Origin of the sequence: Clostridium sp. CAG:221, assembly GCA_000435835.1 — a bacterium.
Classification (GTDB): Bacteria; Bacillota; Clostridia; order Clostridiales; family Clostridiaceae; genus Clostridium.
This window is the reverse complement of record FR883404.1, coordinates 97,803-115,566: the sequence shown is the minus strand read 5'-3', so window position 1 is coordinate 115,566 and position 17,764 is coordinate 97,803. Positions and strand designations below refer to the sequence as shown.

General features: G+C 30.4%; 17 protein-coding genes. 1 reads left to right on the top strand and 16 read right to left on the bottom strand.

The features are described from left to right. Window positions 1-62: 62 nt before the first annotated feature. Together Q5O44_RS08985 and fliB are read right to left on the bottom strand one after the other, a co-directional pair. Window positions 63-965 carry an aminoglycoside phosphotransferase family protein gene (locus Q5O44_RS08985; protein WP_022168081.1) on the bottom strand — a complete coding sequence of 301 codons (903 nt, stop codon included), beginning with the start codon at window positions 963-965 and terminating at the stop codon, window positions 63-65. Between the two features lie 344 nt (window positions 966-1,309). After that, complete coding sequence (gene fliB, locus Q5O44_RS08980) at window positions 1,310-2,458, bottom strand: flagellin lysine-N-methylase (RefSeq protein WP_022168080.1); 1,149 nt, start codon at window positions 2,456-2,458, stop codon at window positions 1,310-1,312. Between the two features lie 138 nt (window positions 2,459-2,596). Between fliB and cax the strand changes: the two genes are divergently transcribed. Next, window positions 2,597-3,643, top strand: a complete 1,047-nt coding sequence (gene cax / locus Q5O44_RS08975) for a calcium/proton exchanger (RefSeq protein ID WP_022168079.1) — start codon at window positions 2,597-2,599, stop codon at window positions 3,641-3,643. An 84-nt stretch (window positions 3,644-3,727) separates the two neighbouring features. On the opposite strand, the gene Q5O44_RS08970 is transcribed toward cax, so the two are convergent. From Q5O44_RS08970 to Q5O44_RS08905, 14 genes are all read right to left on the bottom strand, one after another. Beyond that, on the bottom strand, window positions 3,728-4,690 hold the full coding sequence (locus tag Q5O44_RS08970; protein WP_022168078.1) for a hypothetical protein: 963 nt from the start codon (window positions 4,688-4,690) through the stop codon (window positions 3,728-3,730). Window positions 4,691-4,828: 138 nt separating this feature from the next. Further along, window positions 4,829-5,878, bottom strand: coding sequence for a flavodoxin-dependent (E)-4-hydroxy-3-methylbut-2-enyl-diphosphate synthase (ispG, locus tag Q5O44_RS08965; RefSeq protein WP_022168077.1), 1,050 nt, complete (start codon window positions 5,876-5,878; stop codon window positions 4,829-4,831). Between the two features lie 15 nt (window positions 5,879-5,893). Then, the gene (rseP, locus tag Q5O44_RS08960) at window positions 5,894-6,907 is read right to left on the bottom strand and encodes an RIP metalloprotease RseP (protein WP_022168076.1); all 1,014 of its coding nucleotides are present in this window, start codon (window positions 6,905-6,907) and stop codon (window positions 5,894-5,896) included. 12 nt (window positions 6,908-6,919) lie between these two features. After that, the gene (dxr, locus tag Q5O44_RS08955; protein ID WP_022168075.1) at window positions 6,920-8,080 is read right to left on the bottom strand and encodes a 1-deoxy-D-xylulose-5-phosphate reductoisomerase; all 1,161 of its coding nucleotides are present in this window, start codon (window positions 8,078-8,080) and stop codon (window positions 6,920-6,922) included. A 17-nt stretch (window positions 8,081-8,097) separates the two neighbouring features. Further along, a complete protein-coding gene (locus tag Q5O44_RS08950) occupies window positions 8,098-9,051 on the bottom strand; it encodes an AI-2E family transporter (protein WP_022168074.1) in 954 nt (317 codons plus the stop codon). 101 nt (window positions 9,052-9,152) lie between these two features. Further along, the gene (locus Q5O44_RS08945) at window positions 9,153-9,947 is read right to left on the bottom strand and encodes a phosphatidate cytidylyltransferase (protein WP_022168073.1); all 795 of its coding nucleotides are present in this window, start codon (window positions 9,945-9,947) and stop codon (window positions 9,153-9,155) included. 15 nt (window positions 9,948-9,962) lie between these two features. After that, entirely contained in the window at window positions 9,963-10,721 is a 759-nt protein-coding gene (locus Q5O44_RS08940; RefSeq protein WP_022168072.1) for an isoprenyl transferase, read from the bottom strand. Window positions 10,722-10,774: 53 nt separating this feature from the next. Continuing rightward, window positions 10,775-11,332, bottom strand: coding sequence for a ribosome recycling factor (frr, locus tag Q5O44_RS08935; RefSeq protein WP_022168071.1), 558 nt, complete (start codon window positions 11,330-11,332; stop codon window positions 10,775-10,777). 9 nt (window positions 11,333-11,341) lie between these two features. After that, window positions 11,342-12,055 carry a UMP kinase gene (gene pyrH / locus Q5O44_RS08930; protein WP_022168070.1) on the bottom strand — a complete coding sequence of 238 codons (714 nt, stop codon included), beginning with the start codon at window positions 12,053-12,055 and terminating at the stop codon, window positions 11,342-11,344. A gap of 70 nt (window positions 12,056-12,125) precedes the next feature. Then, on the bottom strand, window positions 12,126-13,040 hold the full coding sequence (gene tsf / locus Q5O44_RS08925; protein WP_022168069.1) for a translation elongation factor Ts: 915 nt from the start codon (window positions 13,038-13,040) through the stop codon (window positions 12,126-12,128). 91 nt (window positions 13,041-13,131) lie between these two features. Next, window positions 13,132-13,833 (bottom strand): 30S ribosomal protein S2, encoded by a 702-nt coding sequence (gene rpsB, locus Q5O44_RS08920; protein ID WP_022168068.1) that lies wholly within the window; start codon window positions 13,831-13,833, stop codon window positions 13,132-13,134. A gap of 256 nt (window positions 13,834-14,089) precedes the next feature. After that, a complete protein-coding gene (gene codY / locus Q5O44_RS08915) occupies window positions 14,090-14,866 on the bottom strand; it encodes a GTP-sensing pleiotropic transcriptional regulator CodY (RefSeq protein WP_022168067.1) in 777 nt (258 codons plus the stop codon). Between the two features lie 123 nt (window positions 14,867-14,989). Beyond that, window positions 14,990-17,080: a type I DNA topoisomerase gene (topA, locus tag Q5O44_RS08910; RefSeq protein WP_022168066.1), complete on the bottom strand. Its 2,091-nt coding sequence runs from the start codon at window positions 17,078-17,080 to the stop codon at window positions 14,990-14,992. Window positions 17,081-17,128: 48 nt separating this feature from the next. Continuing rightward, a partial coding sequence (locus Q5O44_RS08905) for a DNA-processing protein DprA (protein WP_302637707.1) occupies window positions 17,129-17,764 on the bottom strand: 636 nt, incomplete at its 5' end.

The window sequence follows — 17,764 nt, the reverse complement described above, 5'->3', positions numbered from 1 at the left end:
CCTCTGTTTTTTAAACAGGGGGTTTTTCAACAAACTGAGGCAGTTTTTTAAACTGCCTATTCTTAATTATTCACCCAACAAGGAGAATCAAAAGATGATTTTGTAAAATCATTATAAACCATTTTCTTTCTCTTTATCATTGCTTCAACTTCTTCATTTGAACAATTTTCAGCCCATAAAATTGAATATAGGCTTGAATATGCTAGATAAAGCTTTAATCTCTGCCAGAAATCTACTGGGATATACTCTTCAAAATAGCCTTTAAGTTGGCCTTTTGCAAATTCAATACTTTCTCCCCTGGTAAAAGCACACATGGGGATAAAATCCTTATATATATCTTCATAATTAAATCTATTAAAATCAATAATGTATATATTATTATTATTAATTATCATATTGCCTAAATGATAATCACCATGACATAGAGCTATTTTGGCTGAATTTAAAATTTCAATATTTTCTTTAATATATTTTATAAGTCCTTGGTCTTCATAGCTATAATATCTTGAATTTTCATAAGCCTTTGTTCTTTCTATTATTCTTTCTTTTTGCATCTCTATAATTCTCTTAGCATCAGTTATTTTCTCAGCTTCATGTATCTTCTTTAAAGTTTTTCCTGCCTCTATTCCAAGGTTAAACTGTTCTTCCTTTGAGTATCTACCTATAGATTCTAATGCATCCTCTCCTTCTATAAAGGTATATAGCTGCAATATCTTATTTCCACTAATTTTTAAATCAATAAACTTTGGTGTATTTTGGCATACTCTTGAAATTGTTCTGATAATTTCACTTTCTTTTAATTTTTCATCAAATTTTGATATTGCTGAAATCCTCAGCAATAATTTTTTATTATCACTTGTGTATATAATATATTTCCTATCATTTGACCATCCTTTTTCTAAAGGTTCCATTTTTCTAAATAAATGTGAATCTTTTAAAATATTAAAGTCTATTAAACTTTCCATTTTAAACCCTTAATTTCTTTATTCACTCCTTATTTTCAACTAACTTAAATAAAGAAATTGTAAAATTCCTTTTATTATTTAAAGCTTTCATTAAGTATAATTCTTATTTCTTTTAAATAAACATATCTAACTTATTATTAATATTTTATTCTTCTTTTAGGATAATCGTTAATACTATAGGAAAAAATAAAGAGAAGTAATGATTTTAAATATATTTGTTCTTTTTAATCTCTTAAACACCTTTATTTTTTCTTCCTTTATAACTCTATGCATATTTTTGCTTCTACATTACTATTTATTTTAATTTAAATAAAATCAGCATTGAAAAACAATGCTGATTTATATTAAGCTTTATAATTTATTATTTCACTTAAAACTTTATTATGCTCTAAATCCTTGCTAATAGCCTGTATTACATTAACAACCTCTTCAGCTATAACCCTTCCTTTACTCTTATATATTCTTCCCTTCAGATATTCCTTTATAAGCTTATATGTATTAATTAGTACGTTGACACTTGCCATCATATCTTCTCCCTTATTAAAAGGAATTAAATCTTTAAATATCTGATTTACCAAATAGTTTTCTACTATATAATCATTTTCTTTTAATATTGCATCTACTTTTTCAGATAAATCCCTAAATGCCTCTTCCTCAATATTTAATAATATATTGTTTTTATAGTCCTCTGCATATTTTTTCAACCTAGGGCTTCTAATCATAGCAATTAAATTATCATCTCCAATAGTAAAACTAAACTTCTTATCTGCTTTGATGCTTTCTTGTAGATACTTTTGATAATTTAAAGTTCCATTGGTAGACTCATCAAAAATATCTTCAATACTCTCAAAGTCATCTTCCAATCTTAACTTTTCTATTTCACCATAAAAGCCTTTTAATATATTTAATCTTTCCTCTATAGAATATTCTCTGCATTGAATTATATTTATTGATGATATCCTCATTTCCCAGAAGTATTGAATCATGCTCTCTGTTCCTGCAAAGGCTTCTGTATCAATTATCCTTCTAATTTCAATATTATCTTCATCAAGTTCTTCCTCAGCTTCAACAAACTCCATCTTTTCTTTATTCATTAGAGCTAAACGACATATTTCTTCACACGAAGCAAGAGCACTTTTTTCATAAATGCCATCCACAATATTAAAAACTCTTGGATAACTTTTGCAGGTAATACATAGATTTTCTTCTCCTACTGCTCCATGGATATCACATAGCATATTTTCATTTAGAAATGGACATCTGCTACCATCTTTTAATATCATATATCCAGCATTAAAGAAATCATCTTTTTTATCACCAGTTAAAAATTTGCCTTCAACTAGACTTTTTAAGGCACCAGTACTATTTTTATATCTTTCTAAACTATTTTCATCTATATTAATATCCCAACCAGCACAACATGTATCAGTACATTTTGATCCTATACATTTAAATTTCTCCATATATTTAGGTATAAAAGTGTTAACTATCATATTTACTCCAATCTCTTTTGTTAAACTTCATTTCAATTACATATTATATCACTTCTCTTAAGCTTTTCCTCTAAAAAATTTATAAACAATAATTAAAAAGATATCTTTTGGCAAAAATATTTTAAAGGATGTGATGATATGAAAATATTAAAATTTATGTTATTATTTGTGCCAATAAGCTTCATTGGTAAATTCTTAAACTTTTCTCCTACTATTATGTTTATTTTAGCCGCTCTTTCTATCATTCCTTTAGCAGGGATTATGGGAGAAGGTACTGAAGAAATTTCTTTTTATACTGGTCCTAAGATAGGTGGCTTCTTAAATGCAACCTTCGGTAATGCCACTGAACTTATAATTTCTTTTTTTGCTTTAAAATCTGGCTTATTTGAAGTTGTAAAATCTTCAATTGCCGGTTCAATCATTGGAAATATACTGCTTGTCTTAGGTGCAAGTATGTTTATTGGTGGTTTGAAACATAAAACACAAAACTTTAATATAAATGTTGTGGAAACAACTTCCAGCATGCTTTTATTCTCTTTAATTGGTCTATGTGTACCTGCTTTTTTCACACATACTATAAATGCTAATTTATTAAATACGCGATATGAGGGTTTAAGCCTTGTGGTGGCTATTGTTATGTTTATTCTCTATATATTAAGTCTTATTTTTTCCTTCTTTACTCATAAGGATTTATATGCTACTACAACTGAAGAAGAGGGTCATGAAAGTAAATGGAGTCTTAAAAAATCAATTGCAATTTTAATTATTGCAACTGTAATAATTGCCATAGAAAGTGAATTTCTCGTAGGAGGCATTGAAGATATAACTTCCAAGTTAGGCTTAAGTGAATTTTTTGTTGGCATTATCTTGATTCCTATCATAGGTAATGCCGCAGAACATAGCACTGCCATTACCATGGCCCTAAAAAACAAAATGGATGTTGCCATTGAAATTGCCTTAGGTTCAAGTTTACAAATTATCTTATTTGTAGCTCCTGTTTTAATATTTTTAAGCCTTTTATTTACCCCTATGAGTATAATTTTTAATCCTTTTGAATTAGTATCTTTAATAGCTTCCGTTATTATAGCTAATAAAGTTGCTAGTGATGGTCAATCTAACTGGCTAGAAGGTGCTCAACTTATGGCTGTGTATTTTATTATTGCTGCTGGCTTTTTCATACTTTAATTATTTAAAGCTGCCTCAAAATAATTTTGAAGCAGCTTTATTTATAAATAAAAACCTAGCTAAAATATGCCAAGCTTTTATCAATTATTTTATTAAATATATAACACAAAATGATACTATTATTTGTATTATTGCAAATCTGAAAACTACTTGTGTATTTGACCATTCATTTTTTTTACGTACATGGTCATGTATTGGAGTTCTTACATTATTTAAAATTTCAATTTTTAAAAATCTTCTAAATGATATTTTTAACAGGCCTAAACCTCCATCTATTATAAGCATTAAAGCTACTGGAATATATAATAGAGGACTTCCTGTTTTAAGTATTGCAATACTTATGAATATACCTAATGCACGGGAACCAGCATCACCCATCATTAGCTTACTAGGTGTAGCATTAAACCAAAGATATGCAAGTACACAAGCTATTAGAATCAATGTAATGTAATTAATAGCTGAATTTGTCCCTTTAACACTTTCTAATAAATAAATAGTAAATAAAGTAATAACTGATAAAGTTCCTGATAATCCATCTACACCATCAGTACAATTGGTTACATTTATAGATACCCACACAAGTATAACTGCTAATATAAAGAATACTATTGGATTTAAGCTAATACTTTCACCTAAAACATTAATAAATATTTCACTTCCATTAAATGCTAAGTAAGTTCCAGCAACTAAACATGCAATTAAGAGATCTAATGCTCCTTTTTTAAACTCTCCCCAAGGATTTTTTGATGCATCATCCAAGTATCCAGTTAACATAGAAGCCATGGTAAGCACAAGGTATATTAAAATTTCCCAGTTAAGCTTGCCAAATAGCACAGCTACTATACCAAAAGCCAAGATAAATATAAGTCCTGCCCCTCTTGGTTTTCCAGCTGATTTCTTTCCATCATGTGCAAATTCTCTTCCTGCATCTTTAGGAAGCATGCTACTTAGATATTTTAACGCTAGGAAAGTTCCAAAAAAGGCACACAATATACCTATTACCTGTACAAATTTATTATCTGTACATCCTGCAATTAAATTAATCATAAAAATTTCACCTATTTCTTTCGCTATTTTATTATCAAAGTAATTTTACATTCAATGTATATGTAAGTCAACATAATTTAGATTGCTACTGGCATTATTTACAAAAAAGAGGCATATTGTCACATATGCCTCTTCTTCCTATAGATTTTCTATTTCCTTAAGCAATTCTTCAACAAGATCTTCTTCTTTAACTTTTCTTAGGATTTCTCCCTTTTTAAAGATTAATCCAACTCCATTGCCTCCAGCTATACCAATATCTGCTTCTCTAGCTTCTCCAGGTCCATTAACAACACAGCCCATCACAGCAACCTTTATGTTCTTATTACAGTTCTCTAAGCGTTTTTCCACTTCTTCTGCAATTTTAATAAGGTTTATTTGTGTTCTTCCACAGGTAGGACATGAAACAAACTGCATTCCTTGCTTTCTTAAGCCCAATGCAATAAGCATTTCCTTTGCAACCTTTATTTCTTCAATTGGATCACTGGTAAGTGATACCCTTATGGTATCACCTATTCCTTCTGCCAATAAAGTACCTATACCTAATGTTGATTTAATGGTACCTCTGAAAACAGTTCCTGATTCAGTAACTCCTAAATGAAGAGGATAATCACATTTTTCACTCATAAGTCTATATGCTTTTATCATCATTGGGACATCTGAAGATTTTATTGAAATTACTATATCGTAAAATCCTACTTCTTCAAGAATCTTAACATGATTCATAGCAGATTCAACTAATCCTTCTGCTGTTGGCTTTCCATCACGTTCTAAGATTTCTTTTTCTAAAGAACCAGAATTTACTCCAATTCTAATAGGTATATTTCTTTCTTTTGCTGCTTCTGCAACAATCTTCACTCTGTCAATACTTCCTATATTTCCTGGATTTAATCTTAAAGCTGATACACCATTTTCTATAGCCTTTAATGCTAATCTATAATCAAAATGGATATCTGCCACCACTGGCATTGGTGAGTATTTACAAATTTCTTTTAAAGCTTCAGCTGCTTCCATATCTGGTACTGCACATCTTATTATTTCACATCCTGCAATATGCAGTTCTCTTATTTGATTTAATGTTGCTTCAACATCTCTTGTATCTGTATTAGTCATAGATTGAATTGATACCTTGGCATCTCCACCAAGTAAAACTCCTCCAACCTTCACTTGTCTTGTCTTTTTTCTTTCCATTTTAATTTTCCTTTCCTAAAGCTGCACTGGGAAAATAATATCTTTCAGTGTAACTAAAACCATTAATCCCATAAGTATCATAAATCCTACATAATTTATAGCTCCAACAACTTTATCTGGTACTTTTCTTCTTGTTATTAATTCAATAAATAATATTATAGCCCATCCACCATCAAGTGCTGGGAATGGTAGTAAATTAAATACTGCTAAATTAATGCTTATTACACCTAAGAAGTATGCCAGTGTCTGAATACCGCTTTTTGCTGCTTCTCCAGACATTCTTATAATTGTAACTGGTCCACCTACATCGGTTTTTAAATTTAACTTTCCAGTAACTAATAGTTGCAAACTTTTATAAGTTTGCTTTACCATGCTTATGGTATAGTTATAAGTGTATTTTAAACTTTCACCTATAGTTGGATTAGTTACTCTTTCGTAATAAAATCCCATAAAATATGATCCTCTAGCTTCATCAAGCTTAGGAGTTACATTTAAATCTAATTTCTTTCCATCTCTATTAACTACTAAATCTAGAGATTTTCCTTTACTTAATTGAACTTCTAAAAGAATGTCATCAGTTGTTCTAACATTTACTCCATTAATTTTTGTTATGATGTCCCCCTTCTGAAGACCTACTTCTTGTGCTGGAGAATTATCCATAACACTATCTACAACATTTTTAGAAAATCCAACATTACTAAAGTATAAAGCAAATATAAGTATGGCAAAAACCACATTCATAAATGCACCTGCCAGGATTACTGAAATTCTTCTAAGAGGTGACTTGCTGGAAAAACTTCTCTCATCTTCTACAGCTTCCTCTTCTCCCATCATTTTTACATATCCTCCAATAGGAAGAAGCCTTAATGAATATTGAGTTTCTTTTCCCTTATGTGAAAAAACTTCTGGTCCCATTCCTATTGAAAATTCTTCAACTTTAATTCCATTGACTTTAGCCATAATAAAATGTCCTAATTCATGAACTATAACAAGTAAACTAAAGCCTAAAATAGCCATTACAATATACAATCAATCCAACTCCTAACTAACTTTTTTTCTTAAATATTCTCTTACCTCTTGATCAACTGCTATAATGTTATCAATTGTAAGCTCCATATTGCTTTTATCTTTAAATTTATCCATACATTCTTCAATTAAATCAGCAATATCTAAAAACTTAATTTTTTCTTCTAATAATAATGCAACTGCTTCTTCATTAGCGCCATTTAAAATAGTAGGCATTAATCCACCTGCTTTTCCTGCTTTAAAAGCAAGCTTAAGGCATTTAAATGTATCCATATCAGGTTTTTCAAATGTAAGCTGTGCTATTTCATAAAAGCTTATTGGATTTGCTATTCTACCTTCTCTTTTAGGGTAATTAAGTGCATATTGTATTGGTAGTCTCATATCTGGTGATCCCATTTGTGCTATAACACTGGCATCTTTATATTCAACCATAGAATGAATTATACTTTGTGGATGTACTACAACTTCAATATTATCATAACTACATTCAAATAGATAGTGTGCTTCTATAACTTCTAGCCCTTTATTCATCAATGTTGCAGAATCTATACTTATCTTTTGACCCATATTCCATTTTGGATGTTTTAATGCCTGATGAACTGTAACATCCTTTAAATCATCAATTTTCTTTCCTCTAAATGGTCCACCTGAAGCAGTTAATATTATCTTATGTATATCCTTATTACAATATCCACTTAAGGATTGGAAGATAGCGCTATGTTCCGAATCTACTGGAAGTATTTTAACACCATTTTCTTTAGCCTTTCTCATTACTATTTCACCTGCCACTACAAGTGTTTCTTTATTAGCTAAAGCTATATCTTTTTTTGCTTCAATAGCTGCTATAGTTGGCTTTAATCCTATCATACCTACTACAGATGTAACTACTGTGTCTATTTCATCCAGTGATGCTACTTTTATAAGACCATCTATTCCACTGTAAACACTTATATTTTTATTATTACTGCTACAGTATTCCTTAATGTCTTTATAAGCTTTTTTATCCATCATTGCTACATATTTAGGTGAAAATTCTTCTATTATGTCTATAATCTTTTTTACTGATGAATTGGCACTTACTGCTACTAAATTAATAGCTCCTTCTGATTTTCTTATTACATCTAAGGTTTGCGTCCCGATAGAACCTGTAGCCCCTAAAATTGATATATTCTTCATACTTGCCTCCTATGTTCCTAACCATAAAGTATATCTTTTGCAACTAAGCAATATATTGGCCCTACCAAAATTCCTATAACACCAAAAATTTCAGCGCCAATATATATAGATAACATTATAGCTAACGGATGAATCTCTAATTTAGAACTTAAAAATTTCAGTTCCAAAATCTCTCTTATTAGCTGTGAAAGAATATATAGAGATATCATTCCAATAACAATTAAATATTTTTTTACTACTATATTGTATATTATAATTGGTATAAAAACAATTATTGTTCCCACATATGGTAAAATATCTAATATTCCACATAGTATTCCTAAAAAAAATCCACTTGGAATATGTAAAATAATAAATCCTGTTATTATTATGGTAGTAGTTATACATACCAGCATTAATTCAATTTTTATTACTTGACTTAAGTTATTTTTCCTTTCTGTAATATCAGATAAAATATGGCTAGGAATTATCTTTAATAGTAATTCTCTTACCTTTTCTCTATCCACCAGCAAAAAATACACAGTAACATTTCCTATTATATATGCAAGGAGCCCTTCTCCTGTTATGCTAGCACCTGCTGTTAATATATTGCTTGTTATGTTTTTAAGAGTCCTTTGCAATATTTTTTCAAGATCTATACCAAAAAGCAGCTTGATATTTTTTTCTAATATTATAAAGCTTTCAGCATGATTGTTATATATCTTCTTTAATATTTCTATAAATTCATTACCAAAATAAAAGACAAAGCAAAATAACATAACATTTATTAATAATATGCTTAATGCACCGGAAACTCTATATGAAATATTAAATTTTAGAAAAAAATCATAAAAAGACCTTCCTATTATCAGCATAATAATAATTATTATAAAGGGTTTAAAATAATATTTAATACCTAATGTTATTACTGTAAAAATTATGAACAGTTCTATAAGAAGAATTATTTTATTATATTTTTCTATATCTTTCATAACATTCTCCTTTATTATTTATATTAAAATTATATTATTTAGCCACAACATTAATGATATTTTCCCATACAAAAAAAAGCAGTAGTGAACCTACTGCTTTCCTATATTCCTACAATAAATGTTAAATAATAAAATACTACTACAGCATTAAATAAAATAGAATCAAACCTATCTAAAATTCCACCATGCCCTGGTATTAGATTACTATAATCTTTTATTCCTACATATCTTTTAATTGATGATGCAACTAAGTCTCCAAAGAATCCCATTATTCCGCAAATAGCACCAATCAAGAAGAAGTGGATAACATTTATTTCTACTCCATATCTACTTATTATTATTCCATAAATTCCACAACCTAATGTTGCCCCTAATATTCCACCTATTAATCCTTCAACAGTCTTTTTAGGGCTGACTTTTGGAGCAACCTTTCTCTTACCAAATGCTCTACCTGTATAATATGCCATTGTATCTCCAAGCCATGATCCTAAGAATATAAGCCACACTAGGAAATTACCATTAGCCTTTTCACTAACTAATGGTATAAAGCTAAATAGTATTGCCACATAAATAAACCCTAAAATTGATATTGCTACATCAATAAAAGAGTACTTTAAATTTACTATTGGAATAATTAAAGCTAATACTGTTACCAGTACTAATACATGCATCATTTTTTCAAAATCATTATTAATCAAATAATATACTGCAAGTAATGCATATCCTATTACCGGTATTACATTAATCTTTTTAGCTCTTAAAGCATTATAAAATTCATATAGACCACAAATAGATAATGCAATTGTAAATATTTTTAGTGGTAATCCTCCTAATAATATAAATATTAATAATGGAGCTATTACTAAGGCACCTATATACCTACTATTTATCTTCATATTTTCACCTCTTGTTTATACTCCGCCAAATCTTCTATCCCTATTTTGATAGTCATATATAGCTTTTTGTAAATCTAACTCTGTAAAATCTGGCCAGCAGACATTGGAATACCAGAATTCTGAATAAGCACATTGCCATAATAGGAAATTGCTTAATCTCTGCTCTCCTGAAGGTCTTATAATTAAATCAGGATCTGGTGAATCTTTTGTGTATAGATAGTTATTTACTAATTCAGAATTAATATCATCTATATTAATCTTATTGTCCTTATATTCTTCAGCAATTAGTTTTATTGCTCTTACTATCTCATCTCTTCCGCCATAATTAAAAGCAATATTTAGAATCAAGCCTTTATTATTTTTTGTAAGCTCAATAGCATCTTTTATTTCTCTTTCACATTCCTTTGGTAACTTATCTATTTCACCTAAAACTCTTAAAACTACTTCATTTTTATGAAGTTCTTTAACTTCTGACTTTAAATATTGTACCAATAGCTTCATTAAGGCTGTTACTTCTTCCTGTGGACGTCTCCAATTCTCAGTAGAAAAGGCATATAAAGTTATATATTTAATACCAATTCTATCAGCTTCTTTAATAACTCTTCTAATTGTTTCTACTCCAGCCTTGTGACCCATTGTCCTAGGAAGATTTCTTTTCTTTGCCCATCTACCATTACCATCCATTATTATTGCAATATGCTCTGGAAGATTATCTTTATCTATCTTTAACTCTAAATCATCTCCATTTTTCTTAGGCTTAAATAAATTGATCATAATTTCCTCCAATTTTATGTTATATAGGAAAAAAACCTGCAAAGCAGGTTTTTTTATACTGACATAACTTCCTTTTCTTTAGCTGCTATTATTGTATCTATTTCTTTTACGAATTTATCTGTAACTTTTTGAACATTATCTTCAGCTTTCTTAACTTCATCTTCTGAAATATGCCCATCTTTCTTTAAAGCTTTTATTTTTTCGTTAGCATCTCTTCTAATAGATCTTAATGCAACTTTAGCATCTTCTCCAGCTTTTTTAACATTTTTCACAATATTTTTTCTTGTTTCTTCTGTTAGTTCTGGAACTAATAATCTGATAATAGCACCATCATTTGAAGGGTTTATTCCTAAATCTGATTTTAATATTGCTTTTTCTATTTCTTTTAATAAAGATTTTTCCCATGGTGTTATTACTAACATTCTTGGTTCTGGTGCTGATACATTGGCAACTTGATTTAATGGACATGGACTTCCATAGTAATCTACTTGAATTCTATCAAGCATTGTTGGGTTTGCTCTACCAGCCTTCATAGTTGATAAATCTGAATGTAAAACTGAAATAGTTTTTTGCATCTTTTCTTCTGCTACTTTAATAACGTCTTTAATCATATTAACCTCCTATTTTTTAGATACTATTGTACCAATCTTTTCACCTAGCATGGCTCTTTTAATGTTTCCATCACCTTCAAGACCAAATACTAATATTGGAATATTATTATCCATGCATAAAGTTGTAGCTGTTGTGTCCATTACTTGTAATCCTTGTTCAATTACTTCCATATATGTTAGTGTATCATATTTTTTTGCATCTGCAAACTTATTAGGATCCTTGTCATATACACCATCAACATTTTTAGCTAATAAAATTACATCAGCTTCAATTTCTGCTGCTCTTAATGCAGCTGCAGTATCTGTTGAGAAATATGGATTTCCTGAACCTGCTCCAAAAATTACAACTCTACCTTTTTCTAAATGTCTTACTGCCCTTCTTCTTATAAATGGTTCAGCAATTTCTTTCATTTCTATTGCAGTTTGAACTCTTGTTTTCACTCCTATACCTTCTAGAGCATCTTGAAGTGCTAAAGCATTAATACAAGTAGCTAACATTCCCATATGATCAGCTGTAGTTCTATCCATTCCTTCGCCGCTTCTACCACGCCAAATATTTCCGCCTCCTACAACAAGACCAACTTCTATTCCCATATCAACTATCTCTTTAACTTCTTTAGCTATTCTGCTAACAGTATCAAAATCAAATCCAAATCCATTTGCACCTGATAATGCTTCACCTGAAATCTTTAACATAACTCTTTTATAGGTACACTTTTCCATTCCAATTCCTCCTGCATTCCTCAATTTATATCTTTAAAAAAAGAGAACACTAAAGTGTTCTCTCTTGGCATTATTGTAATCCCATAGTCTTAGCTACTTCAGCAGCAAAGTCTTCTTCAACCTTTTCGATTCCTTCTCCTCTTTCGAATCTAGCGTATCTAGTTACTGTTATTGGAGAACCAACTTCTTTAGATTTTTCTTGAAGATATTTAGTTATGCTCTTATCTCCATCTTTAACCCATGCTTGATCTAAAAGACAAACTTCTTTGTAGTATTTTTGAATTCTTCCATTTACCATTTTTTCAACGATATTTTCTGGTTTTCCTTCATTTAATGCTTGAACTCTGTAGATTTCTTTTTCTTTTTCTAATGATTCGCTATCTACTTCTTCTTTGCTTAAGAATAATGGGTTTGCAGCAGCAACTTGCATACAAACTTCTCTTGCAACTTCTTCTAATATTTCGCTTTCAGTGTCACAAGCAACTTCTACCATAACACCGATTCTTCCGCCACCGTGAATGTAGCTAGCAACAGCTCCTTTTTCGATGTTGAATTTAGCAAATCTTCTTAAAGTCATGTTTTCACCTAACTTAGCTATTAAAGCAGTTAAAGCTTCTTGAACTGTAGCTTCTCCATCGAATTTTTCAGCTAATAATTCTTCAACGTTTGCAGCTGAAGTGTTAGCTACCATTTCTGCAACTTTGTCAGCGAAAGAAACGAATTCTTCGTTAGCAGCAACGAAGTCAGTTTCACAGTTAACTTCTACCATACCAGCAGTTTTCTTATCAGCTGAAACGAAAGTCTTAACTATACCTTCAGCAGCAACTCTACCAGCTTTTTTAGCAGCAGCAGCTAATCCTTTTTCTCTTAAGTACTCAACAGCTTTTTCTATATCTCCTTCTGTTTGTACTAAAGCTTTTTTGCAGTCCATCATCCCTGCTCCAGTCATTTCTCTTAATTCTTTAACTGATTTTGCAGTTATCATAATCAATTCCTCCTTAAAACATTAAATGTAAACCATTTTTCTTAGGGTAAAAGGTAAATGAAGCTAACTCCACCTACCTTTTTTCAAAAAATTACTCAGCTAATTGTTCGCCTTGTCTTCCTTCTATTATACCATCAGCAAGTTTAGCAGTTATTAATTTAACAGCTCTGATTGCATCATCGTTTCCTGGTATTACGTAATCAACTTCTTCTGGATCACAGTTTGTATCAACTATAGCTACAACTGGGATTCCTAATATTTTAGCTTCTGAAATAGCATTCTTTTCTTTTCTTGGGTCAACAACGAACATTGCTCCAATGTTGTTAACGTCTAAGTTAGTTATACCACCAAGGTTCTTTTGTAATTTTTCCATTTCACCTCTTAATTTTATAACTTCTTTCTTAGGTAATACATCGAAAGTTCCGTCTTGTTCCATAGTTTCTAAAGCTTCTAATCTAGCAATTCTAGTCTTGATAGTTTTGAAGTTTGTTAACATTCCACCTAACCATCTGTTGTTTACGTAGTGCATGTTTGATCTTATAGCTTCTTCTTGGATAGCTTCTTGAGCTTGTTTCTTAGTTCCAACGAAAAGAATGTCTTTTCCTTCTAAAGATATTTCTCTTATAAAGTTGTAAGCTTCTTCTACTTTTTTAACTGTTTTTTGAAGATCTATTATATATATTCCGTTTCTTTCTGTGAATATATATGGAGCCATTTTAGGGTTCCATCTTCTTGTTTGGTGACCAAAGTGTACACCAGCTTCTAATAATTGTTTCATTGATATTACTGACATTTTTCTACCTCCTGGTTTTTACCTCCACTACTCGCATTGCTATAAAGTTACTTGTTAAAACAAGCACCGACTTTTTAACTACAGTAGTGTGTGTATTTTGTTACCTCTGATAGTATATCACAGCTATATATTTGTGGCAACATCTTTTTAAATAAAAGTTTTTATTATATTTTATACCGTTTTTCTACTTAATATAACATTTTGCATTTTTTATTTTAAAAAATGCAGTTACCATTAAAGGCAACTGCATTTTACACTATCTTATTTTCTTTAGCTCATCTAATAATTTAGGATTTAAGATCTTTATATGTGTTCCCTTCATCCCTAAAGATCTTGATTCAATTACTCCAGCACTTTCAAACTTTCTTAATGCATTTACTATAACACTTCTAGTTATTCCAACCTTATCTGCTATTTTAGATGCAACTAGTAATCCTTCTGTGCCTCCTAATTCATTGAAGATATGTTCTACTGCCTCTAGCTCAGAATATGATAATGTGCCTATTGCTAATTGAACTACTGCCTTGCTTCTAGCTTCTTCTTCAATTTCATCTTGTTGTCCTCTTAATATTTCCATACCAACCACTGTTGCGCTATATTCAGCAATTACTAAATCATCATCAGTAAATTCTTCTCCAAATCTAGCTAAAAGTAAAGCTCCTAATCTTTCTCTATTTCCTAGTATAGGAACTATTGTTGATATCTTTTCTTTCATAGGACATTCACCAGCATCTTTAAAAACACAAGTACCCTTTGACTTAGAATTTGCTACTGTTTCAGTAACATCTAAAATTCTGTCATTATACTCAACTGGTAATCTATTATCTGATAAAACATATGTTTTCATTATATCGCATTCAAAATCTTTACAAAAAGTATGCCCTAAAACTTTACCATGTTTTTCAAGTATATAGACATTACAAGATAATACTTCGCTTAAAAGCGCGCATATATCATCAAATGAGACTGGATCTGTTCCTTTTTTTTGAAGAATTCGATTCAATCTTCTAGTTTTACTTAATAATGATGACATTTAATCATCCTCCTCATCCACCACTAACTTACTTCTTTGATACTATCACATTCAAAAATCTATTTCAACATTTTTAATATATATTCGACACCTTGGATAAGATTTCCTGTCATCTATTTTTTATTAATTATCTTTTTCTTTTTCTTCTATTATCTTTATATTCCCACACTCTGAATTAGAGCATTGTACGTATTTACCTTTTGTTTTGCTATATTTCAATACCATGTAGCTGCCACATTCTTCACATTTATCTTTAACAGGTTCATTCCAACTTACAAAATCACAATCAGGATAATTAGAACATCCAAAGAATTTTTTACCTTTTTTACTTCTTTTCACAAGAACTTTACCGCCACATTTAGGGCAATCTACATCTAATTCTTCCACTATTGGTTTTGCATTTTTACACTCAGGATATCCTGGACAAGCTAGGAAATCACCATATCTTCCATGTTTGATTACCATCATCTTACCACATTTATCACAAGGCACATCACTTACTTTATCTTCTATTACCACTTTAGATACTTCTTTTTCAGCTTTATCTATGGCAATCTTCAATGGTGCAAAGAACTCTTCAACAACATTAGTCCAAGATTCACTGCCTTCTTCAATATTATCTAACTTACCTTCCATAGCCGCTGTAAAATCAACATCAACTATTTGCTTAAAGTATTCAGAAAGAATATTATTTACTATAAATCCAAGCTCCGTTGCCATAAGATTCTTCTTTTCTCTTACTATATATTCTCTACTTAATAATGTAGAAATTGTTGGTACATAAGTACTTGGTCTTCCTATTCCTTTTTCTTCAAGCAATTTAACAAATGATGCTTCAGTGTATCTTGCTGGTGGTTGTGTAAAATGTTGTTTTTCTTCTATACTAGCAGGTTTTAATTCTTCCCCTTCTTGTAATTCTGGTAAAACAACATCTTCTTCATCAGCTTCTGTTAAGTAATCATATATCTTCATAAAACCATCAAATTTTATTGTATTACCTGAAGCCTTGAACTTATAGCTTCCATTCATTATATCTATACTATTTGTGCTTAATTCACATGAAGACATTTGGCTTGCCACAAATCTCTTCCATATTAATGAATACAATTTATATTGCTCTGGAGTCAGGCTACCTTTAGCTATTTCAGGAGTTATTTCTATATATGATGGTCTGATAGCTTCATGGGCATCTTGTATATTCTTTTTACTTTTATATACTCTAAGCTGTTCTGGCACATATTCATCTCCGTAATTATCCTTTATAAAGTTTATGGCTTTTCCTTGAGCCTCTTCAGAAATTCTTACAGAGTCTGTTCTCATATAAGTTATAAGCCCCACAGTTCCATATCCCTTAACTTCTACACCTTCGTATAACGCTTGTGCTATAGACATGGTTCTCTTAGTTATAAAATTTAATTTTTTAGAAGCATCTTGTTGTAATGTACTAGTTGTAAATGGAGGTAATGGATTTTTCATCCTTTTCCCTTTTTTAACTGATTTAACTACGAAGTTTCCTTTTTCTAAATCATCAATAATTTTTTTAGCTTCTTCTTCGTTTTTTATCTCAATTTTCTTTCCTTCATGCTGTGTAAGTCTAACAGGGAATTTCTTTCTTTCCTTCTTTAATGCACAATCAACAGTCCAATATTCCTTAGGAATAAACGCTTTTATTTCTTCTTCTCTATCACAAATAAGCTTTAAAGCAGCTGATTGTACTCTACCTGCACTTAATCCCCACTTTACATTTTTCCATAAAATAGGGCTTATTTCATAACCAACTAATCTATCTAAAATTCTTCTAGCCTGCTGAGCATCAACAAGATTAACATTAATCTTTCTTGCTTCTTTAATAGAAGCTTTAACAGCAGACTTAGTGATTTCATTAAATACAATTCTGCAATTTTCCTCTTCTGATATTTTTAATATATGTGCTAAATGCCATGAAATTGCTTCTCCTTCACGGTCGGGGTCCGTTGCCAGATATATTTTATCTGCTTTTTTGGCAGCCTTTCTTAATTTATCTATTAATTCGCCTTTTCCCCTAATTGTTATATATTTTGGCGTAAAATTATCCTCTATATCAACACCTAATTTACTCTTAGGTAAATCTCTTACATGCCCCATTGAAGCTTCGACTATGTAATTCTTCCCTAAATATTTACTGATAGTCTTTGCCTTTGCAGGTGATTCTACTATAACAAGATTTTGTCCCATATTTAATACTCCTAAAAAAATTACTAGGAGTTTGCACCCCCTTAAATCCTAACTTAACTTTGCATAATAATTGCCTGGAAGGCAAATAATTTCATTTTTATTTTGCATTTCAAATAATAACTCATATAAAGCTATCCTGTCAATATTTACACTTTCAAATATTTTATCAAAATGTGTTGGCTCATTTTTTATAACTGTCATTATTAAATTTCTGCTGTGGTTTTTTATTCTTTTTTCACTTTCATTTTTAGTTACATTAAGAAAGGAATGTAAATCCTCTAAACCAGTAAAAATTCTTGCGCCATCCCTCAACAATTGATGACACCCTTTGCTTGTATTACTAAAAATGGATCCTGGAATAGCCATTACATCTTTTCCTTGTTCTAACGCTAAATTTGCCGTAATTAAAGAACCGCTTTTTACCGATGCTTCAACAACTATAACACCATTACTCAATCCACTAATTATCCTATTTCTACGTGGGAAATTATAAGGCATTGGCTGTACTCCCATAGGAAATTCTGAAATTAACAATCCATTATTATATATTTCCTCATATAACTTTTTATTACTTTTAGGATATATTATATCTAATCCACATCCTAGAACTCCAATGGTTTTTCCACCACATATAAGCACCTCTTTATGAGCAGCTGTATCAATACCATAAGCTACTCCACTTAC

Bases quoted from the DNA above. Each gene is read 5' to 3' on its own strand.
- ispG (WP_022168077.1), bottom strand. From the start codon at position 5,878: ATGGAAAGAAAAAAGACAAGACAAGTGAAGGTTGGAGGAGTTTTACTT.
- dxr (WP_022168075.1), bottom strand. From the start codon at position 8,080: ATGAAGAATATATCAATTTTAGGGGCTACAGGTTCTATCGGGACGCAA.
- codY (WP_022168067.1), bottom strand. From the start codon at position 14,866: ATGTCATCATTATTAAGTAAAACTAGAAGATTGAATCGAATTCTTCAA.
- rpsB (WP_022168068.1), bottom strand. From the start codon at position 13,833: ATGTCAGTAATATCAATGAAACAATTATTAGAAGCTGGTGTACACTTT.
- Q5O44_RS08940 (WP_022168072.1), bottom strand. From the start codon at position 10,721: ATGATCAATTTATTTAAGCCTAAGAAAAATGGAGATGATTTAGAGTTA.
- frr (WP_022168071.1), bottom strand. From the start codon at position 11,332: ATGATTAAAGACGTTATTAAAGTAGCAGAAGAAAAGATGCAAAAAACT.
- pyrH (WP_022168070.1), bottom strand. From the start codon at position 12,055: ATGGAAAAGTGTACCTATAAAAGAGTTATGTTAAAGATTTCAGGTGAA.
- topA (WP_022168066.1), bottom strand. From the start codon at position 17,080: ATGGGACAAAATCTTGTTATAGTAGAATCACCTGCAAAGGCAAAGACT.
- Q5O44_RS08945 (WP_022168073.1), bottom strand. From the start codon at position 9,947: ATGAAGATAAATAGTAGGTATATAGGTGCCTTAGTAATAGCTCCATTA.
- Q5O44_RS08970 (WP_022168078.1), bottom strand. From the start codon at position 4,690: ATGATTAATTTAATTGCAGGATGTACAGATAATAAATTTGTACAGGTA.
- cax (WP_022168079.1), top strand. From the start codon at position 2,597: ATGAAAATATTAAAATTTATGTTATTATTTGTGCCAATAAGCTTCATT.
- tsf (WP_022168069.1), bottom strand. From the start codon at position 13,040: ATGATAACTGCAAAATCAGTTAAAGAATTAAGAGAAATGACTGGAGCA.
- fliB (WP_022168080.1), bottom strand. From the start codon at position 2,458: ATGATAGTTAACACTTTTATACCTAAATATATGGAGAAATTTAAATGT.
- Q5O44_RS08985 (WP_022168081.1), bottom strand. From the start codon at position 965: ATGGAAAGTTTAATAGACTTTAATATTTTAAAAGATTCACATTTATTT.
- Q5O44_RS08950 (WP_022168074.1), bottom strand. From the start codon at position 9,051: ATGAAAGATATAGAAAAATATAATAAAATAATTCTTCTTATAGAACTG.